The sequence below is a fragment of the Microbispora triticiradicis genome (genome assembly GCF_005864065.1).
Classification (GTDB): domain Bacteria; phylum Actinomycetota; class Actinomycetes; order Streptosporangiales; family Streptosporangiaceae; genus Microbispora; species Microbispora triticiradicis.
On sequence record NZ_VANP01000010.1, the window covers coordinates 41,078 to 59,962 of the forward strand.

Below are 18,885 nucleotides of genomic sequence, written 5' to 3' on the forward strand. Positions count from 1 at the left end.
GGCCGTCACGTGAGGTGGCGCGAGGCGCTGCGCCCGCATCGGGCGTTCCTGGTCCTGCTGGCGGCGGGCGCCGCCCTGCGCGCGCTCGCCGTGCTCGGCTACCGGCCCGCGCTGTGGTTCTGGGCCGACTCGTTCGCCTACCTCAGCTCCGCCCTCGACCTGCGGCCCCTGCCGTCCCGGCCGTCCGGCTACTCGCTGTTCCTGTGGGCGCTCAGCCCTCTGCACAGCGTCACCGCGGTCGTGGTCGTCCAGCACCTGCTCGGCCTCGGCATGGCGGTCTGCGTCTACGCCCTGCTCCGCCGCCGTACGCGGCTGCCGGGCTGGGGGGCGGCGCTGGCCGCCGCGCCGGTGCTGCTCGACGTCCACCAGATCCAGCTCGAACACCTGGTCATGGCCGACCTGCTGTTCACCGCCCTGGTCGTGTCCGCGGTGACGATCCTGCTGTGGCGGCCCCGGCCGGGCGGATGGCTCGTCGTCGTGGCGCTGCTGCTGCTCGGGCTGGCGACGGTCACCCGGACCCTCGGGCTGCCGCTGATCGCGCTCGCGCTGCTCCCGGCGCTGTTCGCCCGGCGCTGGCGGACCGCGCTCGCCGGGCTCGCCGCCGCCTCGGCCGTCCTCGGCGGGTACGCCGTCTGGTTCCACGACGCCCACGGGTCGTACGGGATGGGCGGCAGCAGCACCTGGCTGTGGTCGCGCACGATGACCTTCGCCGACTGCGCGGTGATGAAGCCGCCGCGGGACCTCGCGGTGCTGTGCCCGTCGGGGCCCCGGCTCGCCGCGCCCGCCTACATCTGGGACGCCCGCTCCCCCATCCAGCGGGTCAAGAAGGACCGGGAGCGGCTGGCGGGCGAGTTCGCCTCGCTGGCGATCCGCAGCCAGCCGCTCGACTTCCTGGCGACCGGTCTGCACGACGCCCTGTGGGCGTTCGAGTGGGACCGCAGGCCGTACCCCTCCCCAGGGCCGCAGAGCGCGTACGTCTTTCCCGCCTCGGTGAAGCCGTTCACCTCCAAGGTGGCCTCCGGCGGCCGTACGGCGGCCGAGCTCACCACCGCCTACCAGGGCGCCTCGGGCGGCACGCGGGTGGCCGAGCCGTTCGCCGGATGGCTGCGCGCCTACCAGGAGCAGGGCTTCCTGCGCGGGCCGCTGCTGGCGGTGGTGCTGCTGGCCGGGCTCGCCGGGCTGCTCGCGCGGCGGTGGGCCGCGCTGCTGCCGTGGACCGCCGCGATGGTCCTGCTCCTGCTGCCGCCCCTGATCGCCGCCTTCGACCACCGTTACGTGGTGCCTGTCGTGCCGCTCGCCTGCCTGGCCGCCGGGCTGGCGCTCGGCGCCCCCGTGGCCCCCGTGGCCTCAACCGGCTCCTCCGCCCGGACCGCGGCCGGGGGCCGGAGACGGTCAGCGTCCGCGAACGTGCAGGCGGACGACGGCGGGCGCGTCGTCCCGGCCGACCGTGCGGCGAAGGCGTGAGACCGCCGACTCGTCCAGCCGTCTGATCACCTGCCGCAGGTCGGCCGATCGCTGCAGGGACACCGACACCCGCAGCCTGCCGTCCCCGACGACTCTGACCGACAGGCGGCCGATCCCCTCGACGCCCTTGAGCGCCACGCCGAGCATCGCGATGCCCGCGCCGGTGCGCCTGCCGAGCCGTCCCCAGCCGAGGGCCAGGACGAGCCAGCGGGTCGCGACCAGGGCGACCAGCATCGCCGCCCCGGCCAGCAGGGGGAGCGCCCACGGCCTGCCGCCGAGCACGCCCATGCCGACCGGCGGCGACCCGGGCCGCCGTGCGGCGGCCAGCAGGCCGAGTCCTCCCGCGACCAGCACCAGACCCACGAGGAGCAGTCCGACACGGTTTCCGAGACGCGGGCGCATGTCAGTTTCCCCTTCCCCGGAGCCGTACGACCACCTCGTGGCGGGCCTGAACGCGGAGGCCGGCCAGGCGGTCGCCCACGGCCGCGCCGACCTCGCGCAGCACCGCCCCGGTCCTGGCCGTGCCGGTGACCACGGTGACCTCGATCCGGCCGCGCAGGATGTGGACGTTGGCGCGCCGGACGTCCTCGACCTCGCGGGCCGAGGAGATGAGCGTGCGACGCAGCCCGACGCGGGTCAGGCCCATCGCGAGCAGCGGGTCCTCGCACCGCAGGGGCACGAGACGGGGACGGCCGGGCACGACGGCGAGGGCCACCAGGCCCACACCGAAGACGATCATGCCGACCGCGGCGAGCGGGACGGCCGGGTCGGCCAGGGTGAGGTTCAGCAGGCGGGGCGGCAGCCGCCAGGGCACGGGCACCCTGAGCATGACGGCGACGGTCTGGGCGGTGAGCGCCCAGCCGATCAGGGCGAGCACGGCGGCGACGACGATCGCGGCGGGAGTGCGTCCCGGCCGCAGGACACGTGCGACGGTGCGACGACCGGCCGTGCCGTCCTCCGGGACCGTCGTGCCGCCTCTTCCCGCACCCTCGTCGCTCCGGGCCCAGCCGGCGGGTCCGGAACGGATGGCGGTTCCGCCTCCCGTGGCGCGTACGGCGTCCTCGGCGTATTCCGCGCGCATGTCGCCGTCGGCGCCCGTGACGCCTCCGGCATCCCCGGTGCCACTGGTGGTGGTCCTGGCGCTCCTGGCCGACGAACCCGTCAGGATCTCCTGCAGGATGCTCATCAGCCGCTCACCCCTCCCGCGCACCGCGCAGGGCCCGCTCGGTAGTCACGCCCTCATGGGTATATCGGCGCCGCGCCGCGCCGGGCGGGACACCCGCCCGGATGGGCGATCATGGCGGCCTCCCGGCCGAGATTTTGCCTGGGCCAATTAACGTGAACCAGGCTCATGTACTCCGCGTTAGGCTGCCTCCATGGACGACCGGCAGCGCCTCGACCGGGCGACGGCCCACCTGGAGCCCCCCTTCGCGGTCCTCGACATGGACGCCCTGCGGTCGAACGCGGCCGGCATGGTGCGCCGGGCCCGGGGCAAACCGATCCGCGTCGCGAGCAAGTCGATCCGCTGCCGGGCCGTGCTGGAGCGGGTCCTGGCCATGGACGGCTTCTCGGGAATCATGGCGTTCACGCTGCCCGAGGCGTTGTGGCTGGCCTCCACCGGCCTGCGGGACGTGCTCGTGGCGTACCCGACGGCCGACCGGACGGCCCTGCGCGCCCTGGGGTCGGACGAGGCCGCGGCCCGGGAGATCACCGTGACCGTCGACTCGCCCGAGCACCTCGACCTGATCGAGAGCCTCCGGACGCCTCACCCCATCCGCGTCTGCCTCGACATCGACGCGGGTTTCACGGCCTTCGGCGGCAGGTTCCGCGCGGGCGCGCTGCGGTCGCCGGTCCGCGAGCCCGGGCAGGCCGCCGACATCGCCGCCGACATCGTCCGGCGGCCCGGGCTGCGCCTGGCCGGGCTCATGGCGTACGAGGCGCAGATCGCCGGGGTGGGCGACGCCGTCCCCGGGCCGTACGGCGGGGCGGTGCGCTGGATGCAGCGGCGGTCGCGCCGCCAGCTGGCCGTACGGCGCGGCCGGATCGTGCGGGCCGTACGGCAGGTCGCCGACCTGGAGTTCGTCAACGGCGGCGGCACGGGAAGCATCGAGAAGACCATCGCCGAACGGGCGATCACCGAGGTCGCGGCGGGGTCGGGGTTCTTCCACCCCCGGTTGTTCGACTTCTACCGCGGCTTCACCGGCCGGCCCGCGGCGCTGTTCGCCCTGCCGGTGGTGCGCCGGCCCTCGCCGGAGGTCGTGACCGTGCTCGGCGGGGGCTATCCCGCCTCCGGAGCGGCGGGACCCACCCGGCTGCCCCAGCCGTACCTGCCGCGCGGGCTCCGCTACCACCCGGACGAGGGAGCGGGCGAGGTGCAGACGCCCCTGCTCGGGGAGGCCGCGGCCGGGCTGCGCCTCGGCGACCGCGTCTGGTTCCGCCACGCCAAGGCCGGGGAGCTGTGCGAGCGTTTCCCCGTCCTGCACCTGGTCGAAGGAGATCGGGTGACCGAGGAGGTCCCGACGTACCGGGGTGAGGGCATGACGTTCCTCTGACGCCCTGCCCTCCGGTCTTCGTGATCGGTGCGGGCCGGTCAGCGGGACCGGCGGCGCAGCAGCACGATCGTCGCGCCGACCGCCACCACGATCCCCACGCCGATCAGCACCGGGGCGAGGCTGCGCGCCGGATACTCGCCTGGCTCGGCCTCGGCGTCCCCCGGGCCGTACGTCGTGATCCCGCGCGGCGTGCCCAGCACCAGGTCCTCCACGGACGCGACGAAGTCCATCGCGTTCGACTTGGCCTTCGCCACGCCGCGCTCGGCGACGCGCTTCGGGCTCACCCGGTCCGCGATGGCGTCGACCGTGCGAGCGAGCTCCGCCCGCGTGCGCTCGATCCTCTTTTCCAGCGCATCGGGATCGGTGTCCGCCATGCGATCCCCCTCCTGTGGTATTCGTGTGTGATCAGTCTGCCAGGTCCGGCGGTCGCCCCGTGCAGCGGCCGAGCCGGTAGTTTGGTTGTCGCTTGCCCGCCGATCGCCGCGGGTCACCTTTTCCGGAGGACGTGATGAGCAAGCTCCAGCCCGGCGACGCCGCGCCGGACTTCACCCTTACCGACGCCGACGACAACGAGGTCTCGCTGGAGTCCTTCCGCGGCCGCCGGGTCATCCTGTACTTCTACCCGGCGGCGATGACCCCCGGGTGCACCAAGCAGGCCTGCGACTTCCGCGACAACCTCGGCGCCCTGACCGAGCGGGGTCTCGTGGTGCTCGGCGTGTCCAAGGACAAGCCGGCCAAGCTGCGGCAGTTCCGCGAGCGCGACGCGCTCACGTTCCCGCTGCTGTCGGACACCGGTCTCGACGTGCACAAGGCCTACGGCGCGTACGGCGAGAAGACGAACTACGGCAGGACCGTGATGGGCGTCATCCGGTCCACGTTCGTCATCGACCCCGACGGAAAGGTCGAGAAGGCACTCTACAACGTGAAAGCCACCGGCCACGTCGCCCGCCTCGTGAAAGAGCTGGGAATTTCCTGATCCAGCCACGCCCACATCAGCCGCCGCCTCAAGCACTTCGGCATCGACACCTCCCACTTCCGGCGAACCTCGCCCAACAAGGGCAAGCCGTCGCCGCGTAGGTACCTGCCGACGGAGATCCTGGTCATGCGGCCCGAGGACTCGCCTCGGCAGAAGCCCACCAAGCTCCGGCGGGCGCTACAGGAAGTGGGAGTCCTCTACCGGTGCGCAGACTGTAAGATAGACGGCACTTGGCAGGGTCGATCGCTCACATTGCACATCGACCACGCCAACGGAAACTGGCTGGACAACAGGAAAGAGAATCTGAGATTTCTCTGCCCGAACTGCCATTCTCAGGCCGAGAATTGCGCGGGAAAGGGAAGAGGAAAAGGGGTCGTAGTCCAACGGCAGGAGACCGCGGCTTTAGGTGCCGTACAGTGCGGGTTCGAATCCCGCCGACCCCACCAGGATTCAAAGAAAAATAGCGGCGCATTCGATGCGGCGACACAAGGCGATTCTGCCGGTGCCAGGAAAACGGCGCCCGCGAAAATGGCCGCGATGGTTTCGGCGGACGACCTCGCATTTCTCGAACGATATGTCGCGCGGAAGAGGCCCCCTCCCGGTCCTCCGCGATCCGCACGGCCATCGCTCTGCTGCGTGCTCGGAGTGAGCGGGAGTGACGTCGTGCGGAGACTTCCACGGTGGCGCCGAAAGGCCAGTTGTTCGACCGTGGCCGCCTGCTGTTGGGGCGTCTGTCACGCGGCGTCCCTAACGTGCCCGTCATGAGAAAGCTTTCGATCACGTTGGGTGCCGCCGCGCTGGCCCTCGGGCTGTCGTCCCCCGCCATGGCCGTTCCCCGGCCCGCGGACTTCGGCCAGGCGACGCTCACGGGATTCGCCGTCCTGCCCGCCGAGACCTTCGTCCCCGGCAGCGAGCCCTCGGGGTCGGCCATCGGCGCCGGGCCGTTCAACGGCATCGCCGCGCCCTTCTCCGGGCAGCCCGTCCAGGGTTTCAGCGGCGTCGTCAGAAGAGGTGACGGCACCTACGACGTGCTGTCCGACAACGGCTACGGCAACAAGGCCAACAGCGCGGACTTCCTGCTGCGCGTCCACCGGATCAGGCCCGGCCTCAGGGACGGGAGGCTGAAGGTGCTCGGCGGGTTCAACCTGAGCGACCCCGACAAGCGCGTGCCGTTCGCCCTGACCCGGGCGGACCGCGTGCTCACCGGCGCCGACTTCGACGTGGAGTCGATCGTGCGGTCGTCCGACGGCACCTACTGGATCGGCGACGAGTTCGGCCCGTTCCTGCTGCACTTCTCGTCCTCCGGGCGGCTCCTCCGGGCTCCGATCCCGCTGCCCGGGGTCAAGGCTCCCGAGAACCCGGACCTGAACGGCGGGCAGCCGAACATCCGCAGCAGCAAGGGGTTCGAGGGCATGGCGCGCTCGGTCGACGGCCGTCACCTCCACCCCCTGCTGGAGGGGACGGTGGATGGTGACACCCCCGGCGACCTGCGCATGTACGACTTCGACCTGCGCACGGGCCGGTACGGCTCGACATGGCGGACCTATCGGCTGGAGTCACCGTCGAACGCCATCGGGGACGCGATCTCCGTGGACGACAACCGTTTCCTGGTCATCGAGCGGGACAACGAGCAGGGTGACGCCGCGGCCTTCAAGCGCGTCTACCTGGCGGACGCCGCCGACCGCGACCACGACGGGCGCATGGACAAGACTCTCGTCGCCGACCTGCTGAACCTGGCCAACCCCAGGGGTCTCGGCGGCTTCGGGCGGACGTTCCGCTTCCCGTTCCAGACGATCGAGGACGTGGCCCTGCTCGACGACCACACGCTCGCGCTGCTGAACGACAACAACTTCCCGTTCTCGTCCGGCCGCACGGCGGGTAAGGCCGACAACGACGAGTTCATCACCGTACGGCTGGCGCGGCCCCTGCACGCTGACCGGCGCGCGCTCCAGTGATCCTCGGCTGATCCGCCGGGCCCCGTGACCCGTGGCCCGGCGGTGGTTCCGCGGACCCGGTGAGCATCGGGCCTACCGGGAGAACATGCAGGCGCGTGCCGGCCACCACGTCGGCACGCGCCTGCCGGAAACGACGTCTCAGCCGTTCGGCCGGCAGACGATGCCGGTCTCGGTGCGCCGGCACCACTGGGGCAGACGGCCGTCCTCGCCGCCCGGGAGGTTCCCGCCACGGGGAAACAGGCCGTCCTGATCGCCGCCGGCCTCCCGGGTCGCCCCGGCGTGCGTCTGATCCCAGATCAGACTGGTGGCGGCTACGACGCCACCGCCGAGGAGCGCTCCGACGAGCGCCGACGCGATGCCGACAGTGATCAGCCGCCCGGTCTGGCCACGCGGCAGCCGCTCCGTCAGGCGTCCGCCCAGGCCCCCCGGCGACCGGACGGACTCGCTTCGCAGGGCCCCCACGGGATGCGTAGCCGCTTCCCGCCAGCCGGGGGCCCGCCACCCGGCCCCTCCCGGGCCGAACGCGGACCCGCCGCCCAGCGGAGGGATCGAGGTGGTGCCCGGCGGAAGGATCGCGGGCCTGCCCGAGGGAAGGGCGCGGCGCGCGTTCGCGTAGCCGGCCGGACGTGGTCCTGGGGCCCCCGGCGATGTGCCCGCGGGGCCGACGAATGAGGGCGGTCCGGGAGGGCTCGCAGGACCGGGCGGAGCCGACGCTCCACCGGCCTGGGCCGTACTCCCGGGGCTGGTCCAGGGACTGGCCAGAGGGCTGGTCAGGGGTGAGATCGACGTGGCCGGAGGCGGCGGAGGAACGGCACCCGGCCGCGTCGCGGCGGCCTCGCCCGGCACGGCACCCGGCAAGGGCACGGCGCCCGCCGATGAAACAGTGCCCGCCTGCGGAACCACGTCCGCCGGTGCGACAGCGCCCGCCGGTGAAACGGTGCCCGGCTGCGGAACCACGTCCGCCGGTGCGACAGCGCCCGCCGGTGAAACGGTGCCCGGCTGCGGCATGGCACTCCCCTGCGGCACGATGCTCACCTCCGTTACAGCACTCCCCTGCGGCATGGCGGCCGACTCAGGGCGCGGGCCGCGCGGCTCGTCCTCAGCACCGCGCGGCACCGCGTCCTGACCCGCCATTCAGATCTCCCTTTACCCCGCTTCCAAGAAGCGTTCCCGGTAACAAGGATGCGCCGTGATCCGTAAGAATCGCGTAAGGGCCGCCGTCGACTGCGACCTGAGTCGTACGGCGGTATCCGTCGCAAGGGTGAGACCTTTGTGAACAGCCGATACGTATCGTTGGGTACGTGTTCGGCAGTATGCGCGCCTGGACTCGGCGCCACAGCAGGATCGTGGACACGCTGGCGATCTTCCCGCTGGCGCTCTTGTGCGTGTCGACGGTCGAGGCGTTCAGTCGCACCAGCGGGATGATGCACGCGCGGCACGTCGGCGTGCCCGTGCTGCTGCTGCTGTCCGCCGCTCTCGTCGTGCCGCTGCTGTGGCGCCGCAACCACCCGCGTGAGGTGTTCGCGGTGGTGTCCGTGGTCAGCTTCGCGCAGTGGCTGCTGAACATCGCCGTCCTGCCCGCGAACCTGGCGGTGCTCGTCGCGATGTACGGCGTCGCCGCCCGCTGCCCGCGGCGGTGGGCGCTGGCCGCCGGGGTGGTCGCCGAGGGAGGGCTGCTGCTCGCCATGCTGAGCTGGTCTCCCGATCCCATGCGGGCGTGGCCGTCGGCCTCGGTCTTCGTCGTCGCCGTGTGGATCGGCGGCATGTACGCCAACACCCGCCGCCGTTACGTCGAGAGCCTGGTGGAACGCGCCGAGCGGGCCGAGCGGGAACGCGACCAGCAGGCCCGCATCGCGGCCGCCGCCGAGCGGGCCCGTATCGCCCGCGAACTCCATGACGTGGTGGCGCACAACGTCAGCGTGATGGTCGTCCAGGCCGACGGCGCGGCGTACGCGATCGACAGCGACCCGGAACAGGCGCGCCGCGCGATGCAGGCGATCTCGGCGACCGGACGGCAGGCGCTGGCGGAGATGCGCAGGCTGGTGGGCGTGCTGCGGCAGGACGCGGGCAGCCCGGCCGAGGAGTACGCGCCGCAGCCCGGCGTCGCGCAGCTCGACGAGCTGGTCAGGCAGGTCAGGGACTCGGGGCTGCCGACGGAGTTCACGGTGTCCGGCACGCCCCGCACGCTCCCGGAGGGCGAGCAGCTCGCTGTCTACCGGATCGTGCAGGAGGCGCTGACGAACGCGATCAAGCACGGCGGGCCGGGCACGCGGGCGCGGGTGGAGATGGCGTACGGCCCTGGGCTGATCGAGTTGCGCATCAGCGACGACGGCAGGGGCGCGGCGGCGCCGCGGGTGGTCGGCGGCCACGGTCTCATCGGAATGCGGGAGAGGGCGGCGATGTACGGCGGGAGCATCGAGGCGGCCCCCCGCACGGGCGGTGGCTTCCAGGTGGTCGCCCGCATCCCCGCCGGAATGGCCGCCTGAATCCATGAGCCAAGCCGCGAGCCGCCCGGAGCCCGTGCCGGATTCGCCGACGCCGCGTCAGCCGTCCGGGCCGGTCCGGGGAAAGTTCGGGAGCCGGGCCGCCGGCGGGCTCGCGTACGGTGTCGGAAGCGCGACGGTGACGAGCGGAGCGAAGTGGCAGTGATACGCGTCATGCTGGTCGACGACCAGGAGCTGGTGCGGACGGGGTTCCGGATGGTCCTCGGAGCGCAGCCGGACATCGAGGTCGTGGGTGAGGCGGCGGACGGGCAGGCCGCCGTCGAGGTGCTGCGCACGGTCGAGGCGGACGTCGTCCTGATGGACGTCCGCATGCCCAGGATGGACGGCGTGGAGGCGGCCCGCGTCATCTGCGCCGCGCCCGACGGCCCGAGGGTGCTGATCCTGACGACGTTCGACCTGGACGAGTACGCGTTCGCGGCGATCAAGGCGGGTGCGGCGGGGTTCCTGCTCAAGGACGTGCCCCCGGCCGAGCTGATCAGCGCGATCCGGTCGGTCCACTCGGGGGACGCGGTGGTCGCGCCGAGCACGACCCGCCGGCTGCTCGACCGGTTCGCCGTGCTCCTGCCGGAGGGGGACCGGCGGCGACAGGACACCGGTGCGCTGACGGCGCGGGAGCGGGAGGTGCTCTACCACGTGGCCCGCGGCCTCTCGAACACCGAGATCGCGGCGCGGCTGCATCTGGCGGAGGCGACCGTGAAGACGCATCTCGGCCGTGTGCTGGCCAAGCTCGGGTTGCGTGACCGGGCCCAGGCGGTCGTGTACGCGTACGAGACCGGGGTGGTGGCCCCCGATCATCCGAGGGGCTGAGCCGGGGGTACCCCGGAAGTCGCACCCGCGCTTCGCCGCCCGGTCCCGGGGCCGCAGATCGAGAACGTCCGCGAGGCCGAGGAAACGCCCTGATCACGCCCATAGCGTGAACTCATGAGCACAACAACCCAGACCCGCACCGCCGTGGTCGCGCGCGGCCTGACCAAGGTGTACGGCGCGGGCGACGCGGCGGTGCACGCCCTTCGCGGCGTCGACGTCGACTTCGCCGCCGAGGCGTTCACCGCGATCATGGGGCCGTCCGGCTCCGGCAAGTCGACGCTGATGCACTGCCTGGCCGGGCTCGACACCGTGACGGACGGGCGGGTCGGCATCGGCGACGCCGAGCTCACCCGGCTCAACGACAAGCAGCTCACGCTGCTGCGGCGCGAGCGCGTGGGTTTCATCTTCCAGGCGTTCAACCTGTTGCCGACGCTGACGGCCGAGCAGAACATCCGGCTGCCGCTGGAGATCGCGGGCCGCCAGGCCGACCAGGCGCTGTTCGACCGGGTGATCGAGACGGTCGGCCTGCGGGACCGGCTCGGGCACCGGCCGAGCGAGCTGTCGGGCGGCCAGCAGCAGCGCGTCGCCGTGGCACGGGCGCTGATCAGCAAGCCTCAGGTGATCTTCGCCGACGAGCCGACCGGCAACCTCGACTCGCGCAGCGGCGCGGAGGTGCTGGCATTCCTCCGCAGGTCGGTACGCGAGCTCGGGCAGACGATCGTGATGGTGACCCACGACCCGGTGGCGGCGTCGTACGCCGACCGGGTGATCTTCCTGCGAGACGGGCTGCTGGTGAGCGAGCTGGAGCGGCCGACGCCGCAGACCGTGCTCGACGCGCTGATGGCGCTGGAGGCCTGAGCCGTGCTCCGAACGACTCTCGCCGGGCTCCTGGCACACCGGCTGCGCCTGCTGCTCACCTCCCTGGCGATCGTGCTCGGGGTCGGGTTCATCGCGGGCACGTTCGTGCTCACCGACACGATCGACGCCGGGTTCTCCCAGTCGTTCGCCGCGGACGCCGACAAGGTGGACGTGGTGGTGACGCCCGCCGACGCCGAGGACGACGGGACCCTGCCGGAGCGCGCGCTCGCCGCGGTCAGAGCGGTGCGGGGCGTCCGGGACGCCCAGCCCGTGCTGTCCGGCGACGCGCCGCTGATCGGCAGGGACGGCAAGGTCGTGGGCGACTACCCCACCGCCGGCGTCTCCATCCCGGCGAGCCGCATGAAGATCACTTCCGGTAGGGCGGCCTCCGCCGCCGGTGAGGCGGTGCTCGACGAGAACACCGCCAAGGCCCAGGGGTACGCGCCCGGGGCCACCGTCGCGGTGCTCGACAAGGCGGGCGATCGGCACGAGTTCCGCCTCGTCGGGACCTTCGACGTGGGTCTCGACCCGGACCTCGCCTACCGGGGGGCGGTCGCGTTCACGCCGGAGACGGCCCGGCTCGTGACCGGCGCGAAGGGCTTCACCGAGATCGACGTCCTCTCCTCCGGTCCCGCGCCGGAGACCCTGCGTACGGCCGTCGCGGCGGCCGTGGGGAGCGGCGCGAAGGTCGTGACCGGGCGGGAACGCGGCGACGAGCTGGCCCGGCGCAACCACGTGGACACGGCGTTCCTCCGGACCGGGCTGCTGCTGTTCGCCGCGGTCGCGCTGCTCGTCGCCGCGCTCGTGATCTACAACACCTTCGGCATCCTGGTCGCCCAGCGGACCCGCGAGATGGCGTTGCTGCGCTGCATCGGCGCGACCCGGCGGCAGGTCTTCGGCTCGATCGTGCTGGAGTCGGCCGTGGTCGGCCTGCTGTCGTCGGTGCTCGGCCTGCTGACCGGCCTCGGCCTCGGCGCCGCCGCGGTCGCCGTACTGCGCGCCACCGGTACGGACGTCCCCACGGGCACGGTGAGTCTCTCCCCGCAGACGATCGCCATCGGGCTGTGCACCGGCGTCGTCGTGACGGTGGCCGCGGCGCTGCTCCCCGCGCGCCAGGCCACCCGTGTGCCGCCCGTCGCGGCGCTGGGCACGCAGACCGAGGAGCACACGTTCCGCACCGGGGTCGTCCGGGTGGTCTTCGCCACCCTGTTCACGGTGGCGGGGGCCGGCCTCACCGCGGCGGGCGTGCTCCAGAACCCGGGACAGGTGGCGCTGCTGACGGTCATGGCCGGCGGCGTGCTCGTCTTCTTCGCGGTGCTCGTCCTCGGCCCGGTGATCGTACGGCCGCTGAGCGGGCTGGCGGGCTGGGTCCCGGCGCGGCTGTTCGGCGTGCCGGGGCGGCTCGCGGTGGGCAACTCCCGGCGCAACCCCAGGCGCGCGGCGACCACCACCGTGGCGCTGACCGTCGGCGTGACGCTGATGACGTTCATGTCGGTCCTGACCGCGACGGTGCGGAGCACCGTGAGCGACCAGCTCGACCGGCAGTTCCCGGCCGACTACATCCTGACGGCGCAGACGGGCGGCATCCCCCGCTCGATCGCCGACACGTTGCGCGCGAGCCGCGACCTGTCCGCGGTGACCGAGTTCCGGGGGAAGAAGGCCAAGGTGAACGGCCACGACTACGAGGTGGGCACCGTCACCCGAGCCGCCCTCGGCACCTCCGTCAAGCCGGAGGCGTCGGCCGGCACGCTGGACGGTCTCGGCGCGGGCGATGTCGCGGTGGCCGACTTCGTGGCCCAGGACCTCGGCGTCAAGGTCGGCGACCACGTGACCGTCACGTCGGGCGGGCGGAGCGTCCCGCTCACGGTGGTGGCGGTGCTGAAGGCCGGCGTGTCCCTACTGCCGCCGTTCACCATGGCCGAGCAGGCCTTCGAGCAGCGCTTCGGCAGGGTGGACGACGCGCAGATCCTGCTGAACGCCGCCCCCGGCGTGCCCGCCGAGCGGGCGCGCGCGGTCGTGGACGACGCGACCGCGGCCTACCCGGCGGTGAAGGTCGGCAGCACGACCGAGATCCGCGGCCAGTTCGACGAGGCGATCGACACCGTGCTCATGGTGGTCACCGGGCTGCTGGCCCTCGCGATCGTGATCTCGCTGCTCGGCATCGCGAACACGCTGTCGCTGTCGGTGCACGAGCGCACCCGCGAGTCGGCGCTGTTGCGCGCGCTCGGCCTGACCCGGCCGCAGCTTCGGGGGATGCTGTCGGTCGAGGCGCTGGTCCTCGGCCTGGTGGGCGCGATCGTCGGCGTCGTGCTCGGGGTGCTGTACGGCTGGGCGGCCACGGCGACGCTGACCAAGGACGTCTCCTTCCGGCTCCCGGTCACGCAGATCCTGGTCTTCATCGCCGCGTCGGGCCTGGCCGGGGTGCTCGCCGCGGTGCTGCCCGCCCGGCGCGCGGCCCGCGCCTCGGTCGTCGGCGCGCTGGCGGCCTCCTGACGGGCCGGCTGCCCGGATCGGCGCCGCGTCCGCCGGAGCGGGCGGACGCGGCGCCCACACACACGCCGGGAGTGCCGGTGCGCACCGCGTCTCCCGGGCAGGCTTGCCTCGCGTCGGCTACCGCCTGCCGACGGTGTAGGTCAGGTGGGTCACCCGGGATGACGCGTCCGTACGGGTCTGTTCGAGGGCGAGGCGGGCCGGGTCCACGCGGTCGAACAGGCGGATGCCGGTGCCGAACAGCACGGGCGCGAGGGTGATCGAAAACTCGTCGAGCAGACCGCTGTCCAGGTACTCCTGGATCGTCTCGGCGCCGCCGGCGATGCGGACGTCGCGGTCGCCCGCGGCCTCGCGGGCCTGGTCCAGTGCGCTGGAGACGCCGTCGTTGACGAAGTGAAAGATCGTGCCGCCCGGCCGCTCCCACGGGTCACGCTTCGTGTGGGTCACGACGAACACCGGGGTGTGGAACGGCGCCTCCTCCGGCCAGGCCGGCTCGCCGGCGTCGAACATCCGCTTGCCCATGACGCTCGCGCCGGTGCGCTCGTACGTCGCCCGAGCGATGTCGTTGTCGAGTCCTTCCTCGCCGCCCTCGCCGAGCTTGAGGTTCTCGCGGATCCACCGCTGCGGGAACGCCCACGCCTGCAGTTCCGACCACTTCGTCATCCAGCGCTGGACTCTCGGGTCGTTCCGGCCTTCGGGCGAGAAGACGTCCTCGACGGGCACGGCCTCAGGCGCCATGAAGCCGTCGAGCGACATCGTCACGCTGAAGAACACCTTCCCGGCCATCAGTCCTCCGCTCCCTTCGGTGTGGTCTCGTTCCAGGTGAGTTCGGCGACGTAGGCCGCCAGGTTGCCCAGGGTCTGCTCGCCGCCCTCGATCGCGTGGTATTTCTGCACGGCCTCCTCACGGAGCTCCTTGGTGGGGAACACGGTGCGCATCGTGATCCTGGTCTTCTCGCCGACCAACTCGAAGGTCAGGACTGACTCGAAGGCGTTGGGGTCGTCGCGGTACTCGCCGTGCACCAGCGCGATCCGCTCCGGCGGGACGATCTCGGTCCAGGTGATCCACTCCTGGTAGTCGGTCCCGTCCGGCCCGTGCATCACGAAGGCCCAGTCCCCGCCGACGCGGAACTCGAAGGACCGCGTCGTGGTCGTGAACCCCTCCGGGCCCCACCACTGCGACAGGTGCCGGACCTGCGTGAACGCCTCGAACACCAGCTCCCGCGGGGCGCCGATGGCCCGGGAGAGCACGATCTCGCGGTCCGTGGTCGTGTGGTCGGGCTCGCCGCCGCTACCGGTCGTCGCCATCCGGTGGTTCCTCCTGCCTTGCCTGTTCCAGATTTCGCACGTACTCGTCCAGCCGGTCGAAGGTCTCGTCCCAGAATCTCTCGAAGCCGCCCACCCACTCGTGGACCGGCCGCAGCCCGCGGGCGTCCAGGCCGTACAGCCGCTGCTTGCCCGCCCCGCGGACCCGCACCAGCCCGACCTCGCGGAGCACCCGCAGGTGCTTGGACGCCTGTGGCTGGCTCATCCCCAGGTCCCGCGCCAGTTCGGTCACGGGCCGCTCGCCACCCCGCAGCAGCACCAGGATCTCCCGCCGCTGCGGCTCGGCGATCGCGTTGAACGCGTCCGAGGTCGTTGCCGCTCGTGCCATGGCGTCATCATATGCCTATATCGGAATGCGTAAGACAGCCTGTGCTCAACGACCGGCTCGGGCTGGTCCGGCTTGATAGGCGGTGTCTGTGGCGGCGTTCGGTTCAGGCGGCGTCACAGACGGCGGCCCTGGCGGTCGACGACCACCGCGAAGACGCCTGTGACGTCCTCGTACGGCGGGTCCACCGCCATGTGACCCCGCTGGGCGTCGATCCACACGACCTCTCCCCGGCAGTTCACGGCGTTCCACGCGTGGCTGCCGCCCCCGGCCCACCGGGTGATGAGGACGGCGGCCGCGCCGTGCCCGCCGAAGATCAGCCGCTGCGCGACGGCCACGTACGCCCGGCGGCCGTGGCCCACGTACTCGAAGCGGTGCCCGAGCCACTCCTCGGCCCGCGCGACGCCCCCGGTCTCCCCGGTCAGCAGCGGCCGGCCCGACGGGTCGTACTCCGGGTGCCTGCGCGCCGCCACCACGGGCTCGCCGTGCCAGGTCGACATCACCGACAGCGCGCAGTCGACGGCGTTGTTGGACCTGAAGGCGTCCTCCGTCGGGCCCTCGGCGTTGATGAGGCGGATCCAGGTGCCACGCGGGTCCGGGAAGCGCCCGTTCACCGCCTGTGCCAGGCTCGCCTGACCATCCGGGTCCGCCTCGGCGAGGCCGCCCGGCCGGCCGTACGTGCGGGTCTCCTCCAGCCGCCGCGGGCGATCGGGGCCGTCCAGCCAGTCGCGCTCCGTCTCGTCCCGCAGGACGGCCGACCAGAAATCGTCGCCGTCCGCGAACTCCTCCATGCCGGCGCCGCTCCCGTGAACCGTCACCGCGTCGAGCTCGGGACCTGCCTCGGAAGCCGCCCCCGCGCGATCCTCGGGGTCGTCGCCGGGCGCCTCGTCCCGGCGGGTTCCGGCGGTCTCGTCCACGGGCCCGCGACGGTCGGTCTCCTCGTCCGGCCACGCGCACCCGGCCGAAGCGGTCTCATCCGTTTCCCCGGGGACCGGTCGCTCTCCCTCCGGGGCATCCGTCGCGCCGCCGTCCACCACGCCGTCGCCGGCGTACGGGAGATCGGCCTCGGCCGTCCCGGTGAGAGCGTCCTGGTCGTCCTCCACGGGCGGGAGCGCGCCGGTGTCCTCCACGCCAACCGGCGAGCCGCCGGGAACGGCGTCGGCGGCGGTCCCCTCGGCCGTCGCCTCCGCCGTCTCCCCGGTGGTCTCCGCGGCGGTCTCCGCGGTGGCCTCCTCGATGGTCTCCCCGGCGGTCACGGCGACCTGAGGATCACCGGCGTCCGCGACGACCCCGGTGTCCCCGGCGGGCGTCGTGGCGGCCACGGCGTCCCACACCGCCGGCGGCCCGCCGCGTCGGCCGGTCAACGTGCTCATGCCGTGGCCCGCGTTGTCGCCGTTCCTGGCGGCGGGAACGACCGGCACGGCCCCGGTGTCCGCGCCCAGCGGCAGTGCCGCGATCCGCACCTCCAGGCGGCGGTCCCCCAGCGAGGGAGCAGGCGCCTCGGCCGCCTGCTCGTAGTCCCGCCATCGCCGGCCGTCGGCCGCGACGACCGGGTTGTACACACCCGACGGCAGCCGCCACCTCGCATGCCGGCGCGCCTTCTCCTGGTTCACGCGTTTGGCCCCCCTCTTCGCGCCCCATCAGGGTGCCGATGGTAGGGGCGGGCCGTACGAGGCGCGGCGGGTTTTCCCAACTCCAGACCCGGCCCGTTGTGAGCGCCTCAGCGGGCCGTGACGGTGATGGAGTGATACCCGGTCGCGCCGTCCGGCGCGGGCGGCGCCTCGTCCGCGGTCTGGGTGTAGCCGGTGGCGTCGGTGGCCCGCACCGAGATCGTGTGCCTGCCCGGTGTCAGGTCCACCTCGGCCGACCATTGCCGCCAGGTGTCGGGGCCCGTGACGTCGGCCAGCTTCGCCTGCTGCCAGCCGGCGCCGTCCACCCGGACCTCCACCGCGTCGATCCCCCGGTGCTGGGCCCAGGCCACGCCCGCCACGGTCGTACGGCCCGCCCGCACCTTGTCCCCGCCGCGCGGCAGGTCGATCCTCGACTGGGTCTTGATGGGGCCCTTCGCGGCCCATCCGCGGGGCGTCCAGTACGCCTCGTCCCGGTCGAACCGGGTGACCCTGATCTCAGTGACCCACTTGGTCGCCGAGACGTACCCGTAGAGGCCGGGGACGACCTGACGGACCGGGAAGCCGTGCTCCTCGGGGAGCACCTCGCCGTTCATCGCGACGGCCAGCAGCGCGTCCCGGCCGTCCATGACCACGTCGACCGGTGTGCCGCAGGTCCAGCCGTCCTCGGAGACGCTGAGCAGCATGTCGGCCTCGCGCCGGATCCCGGCGTCGCGCAGCACGTCGGCCAGGCGCGCGCCGAGCCAGCGCGCGTTGCCGGCGTACGACCCGCCGACCTCGTTGGACACGCACGTCAGCGTGACGTCGGCCTCCGTCAGCGGCCGTTTGAGCAGGTCGGCGAAGGTCAGCTCGACCGGCCGGTCCACCAGTCCGTGGATCTTCAGCGTCCAGCGGGCCGGGTCCACCGTCGGCACCACGAGAGCGGTGTCCACCCGGTAGAAGTCCGCGTTCGGGGTCACGAAGGGGGTGAGGCCCGAGATGCGCAGGTCCGCCCCGGCCGGGATGGGCGCGGCCGGTCGCGCCGCACGCGGGAGGATCTTCGCCACGCCGCGCCTGGCCAGTTCGCCGTTCTTGCGCCCGGACAGCAGCCATCCGCCGAGCCCGCCGGCCCCCGCGACCACGACACCCGCCGCCACCCCGTTCAGCAGCCTGCGCCGGTCGAAGGCGTACGGCTCGGCGGGCCGCGCGGAAAACGGCGCGGAGGACGGCGCGGGGGCGGGGGACACAGGGCCGGGCGACACAGGGCCGGGGGACACAGGGCCGGGGGACACAGGGCCGGGGGACACAGGGCCGGGGGACACAGGGCCGGGGGACACAGGGCCGGGGGACACGGTTCCCGCCCGCATCACGGCCGGCTTGGCCGGGCTGACCGGGCTGACCGGGCTGCCGGCCGGGCCGGCCTCACCGGCCGGCTGGGCCGGCGTGCGGCTCTGCACCTCGGCGGCCCTGTAGGAGGCCCGGTCGGCGGCCCTGCTGGCGGTGACGTATTCGTCCTCGTCGCTCCGCGTGGCCCGGCGCCACAGCCGCGAGAGGGCGTACGCCCCGGCCGCGGCCCCCGCGAGCGAGGGCAGCACGTGCGCCGCTCCCGCGTCCGGCCGGGACAGCGCCGCGGCGGCGCCGACGAGCCCGAAAGCGGCCAGCCCCGCCATGCCGTACGCGGTCCGGCGGCGGGCGAGCAGTCCCAGGCCGGCGGCGACGAGCGCGAGCACCATGACGATCCCGGTCAGCAGCACCGGTTTGTCGGCGGAGCCGAACGTGCGGATCGCCCACTCCTTCAGACCGGCGGGCGTGGCGTCGATCACGACGCCGCCCACCGCGACGACCGGCGCCGCGGCGGGGTCGACCAGACCGGCGGCGAGCTGGGCCGCCCCCAGCGCCACCCCGGCGGCGACGAGACCGGTCAGGACGGCGGCCCAGGCGGGCACGCCGCTGCCTTCGCGGGCGGCTTCGCGGATGCCTTCTGCGTTCACGATCCGAACGCTACGCCCGCCCCGCCCCGGC

Annotated in this window: 17 protein-coding genes and 1 tRNA gene; 9 read left to right on the top strand and 9 right to left on the bottom strand. The window is 73.1% G+C overall.

Annotated features, from left to right (window positions below; genetic code table 11):
* Positions 1–9: 9 nt before the first annotated feature.
* Complete coding sequence (locus FED44_RS24270; RefSeq protein WP_138462180.1) at positions 10–1,464, top strand: hypothetical protein; 1,455 nt, start codon at positions 10–12, stop codon at positions 1,462–1,464.
* Here the strand turns inward: FED44_RS24270 and FED44_RS24275 are convergent.
* On the bottom strand, positions 1,393–1,866 hold the full coding sequence (locus tag FED44_RS24275; RefSeq protein ID WP_138462181.1) for a hypothetical protein: 474 nt from the start codon (positions 1,864–1,866) through the stop codon (positions 1,393–1,395). The two genes, FED44_RS24270 and FED44_RS24275, sit on opposite strands and share 72 nt — an antisense overlap.
* Position 1,867: 1 nt before the next feature.
* On the bottom strand, positions 1,868–2,650 hold the full coding sequence (locus FED44_RS24280) for a DUF6286 domain-containing protein (protein WP_138462182.1): 783 nt from the start codon (positions 2,648–2,650) through the stop codon (positions 1,868–1,870).
* A 190-nt stretch (positions 2,651–2,840) separates the two neighbouring features.
* On the opposite strand from FED44_RS24280, the gene FED44_RS24285 reads away from it, so the two are divergent.
* Positions 2,841–4,016: an amino acid deaminase/aldolase gene (locus FED44_RS24285; RefSeq protein ID WP_138462183.1), complete on the top strand. Its 1,176-nt coding sequence runs from the start codon at positions 2,841–2,843 to the stop codon at positions 4,014–4,016.
* A 38-nt stretch (positions 4,017–4,054) separates the two neighbouring features.
* Here FED44_RS24285 and FED44_RS24290 read toward each other — a convergent pair whose 3' ends face one another.
* Positions 4,055–4,390, bottom strand: a complete 336-nt coding sequence (locus tag FED44_RS24290) for a DUF3618 domain-containing protein (protein ID WP_117408107.1) — start codon at positions 4,388–4,390, stop codon at positions 4,055–4,057.
* 134 nt (positions 4,391–4,524) lie between these two features.
* Between FED44_RS24290 and bcp the strand changes: the two genes are divergently transcribed.
* The 3 genes from bcp (at position 4,525) to FED44_RS24305 (ending at position 6,947) form a co-directional block, all read left to right on the top strand.
* A complete protein-coding gene (gene bcp, locus FED44_RS24295) occupies positions 4,525–4,992 on the top strand; it encodes a thioredoxin-dependent thiol peroxidase (protein ID WP_111700041.1) in 468 nt (155 codons plus the stop codon).
* A 369-nt stretch (positions 4,993–5,361) separates the two neighbouring features.
* A tRNA-Leu gene (locus FED44_RS24300) sits at positions 5,362–5,438 on the top strand.
* 315 nt (positions 5,439–5,753) lie between these two features.
* Positions 5,754–6,947, top strand: a complete 1,194-nt coding sequence (locus FED44_RS24305; protein WP_138462184.1) for an esterase-like activity of phytase family protein — start codon at positions 5,754–5,756, stop codon at positions 6,945–6,947.
* A gap of 138 nt (positions 6,948–7,085) precedes the next feature.
* Here FED44_RS24305 and FED44_RS24310 read toward each other — a convergent pair whose 3' ends face one another.
* The gene (locus FED44_RS24310) at positions 7,086–7,409 is read right to left on the bottom strand and encodes a hypothetical protein (RefSeq protein ID WP_138462185.1); all 324 of its coding nucleotides are present in this window, start codon (positions 7,407–7,409) and stop codon (positions 7,086–7,088) included.
* Positions 7,410–8,248: 839 nt separating this feature from the next.
* Here FED44_RS24310 and FED44_RS24315 point away from each other — a divergent pair.
* From FED44_RS24315 to FED44_RS24330, 4 genes are all read left to right on the top strand, one after another.
* Positions 8,249–9,433, top strand: coding sequence for a sensor histidine kinase (locus FED44_RS24315; RefSeq protein ID WP_244302219.1), 1,185 nt, complete (start codon positions 8,249–8,251; stop codon positions 9,431–9,433).
* Positions 9,434–9,592: 159 nt separating this feature from the next.
* Positions 9,593–10,258, top strand: a complete 666-nt coding sequence (locus FED44_RS24320) for a response regulator transcription factor (RefSeq protein ID WP_208759158.1) — start codon at positions 9,593–9,595, stop codon at positions 10,256–10,258.
* 114 nt (positions 10,259–10,372) lie between these two features.
* Complete coding sequence (locus tag FED44_RS24325; RefSeq protein WP_138462186.1) at positions 10,373–11,116, top strand: ABC transporter ATP-binding protein; 744 nt, start codon at positions 10,373–10,375, stop codon at positions 11,114–11,116.
* Positions 11,117–11,119: 3 nt separating this feature from the next.
* A complete protein-coding gene (locus FED44_RS24330; protein ID WP_138462187.1) occupies positions 11,120–13,609 on the top strand; it encodes an ABC transporter permease in 2,490 nt (829 codons plus the stop codon).
* A 117-nt stretch (positions 13,610–13,726) separates the two neighbouring features.
* On the opposite strand, the gene FED44_RS24335 is transcribed toward FED44_RS24330, so the two are convergent.
* The 5 genes from FED44_RS24335 to FED44_RS24355 form a co-directional block, all read right to left on the bottom strand.
* Entirely contained in the window at positions 13,727–14,392 is a 666-nt protein-coding gene (locus tag FED44_RS24335) for a dihydrofolate reductase family protein (RefSeq protein ID WP_138462188.1), read from the bottom strand.
* The gene (locus FED44_RS24340) at positions 14,392–14,913 is read right to left on the bottom strand and encodes an SRPBCC family protein (protein WP_138462189.1); all 522 of its coding nucleotides are present in this window, start codon (positions 14,911–14,913) and stop codon (positions 14,392–14,394) included. Before FED44_RS24340 ends, FED44_RS24335 begins: the two co-directional genes overlap by 1 nt.
* A complete protein-coding gene (locus FED44_RS24345; RefSeq protein ID WP_117409404.1) occupies positions 14,897–15,259 on the bottom strand; it encodes an ArsR/SmtB family transcription factor in 363 nt (120 codons plus the stop codon). The genes FED44_RS24340 and FED44_RS24345 overlap by 17 nt, the downstream gene beginning before the upstream one ends.
* A gap of 113 nt (positions 15,260–15,372) precedes the next feature.
* Entirely contained in the window at positions 15,373–16,869 is a 1,497-nt protein-coding gene (locus FED44_RS37625) for a toxin glutamine deamidase domain-containing protein (RefSeq protein WP_244302220.1), read from the bottom strand.
* Positions 16,870–16,976: 107 nt separating this feature from the next.
* Positions 16,977–18,854 (bottom strand): molybdopterin-dependent oxidoreductase, encoded by a 1,878-nt coding sequence (locus tag FED44_RS24355; RefSeq protein ID WP_244302222.1) that lies wholly within the window; start codon positions 18,852–18,854, stop codon positions 16,977–16,979.
* Positions 18,855–18,885: the final 31 nt, after the last annotated feature.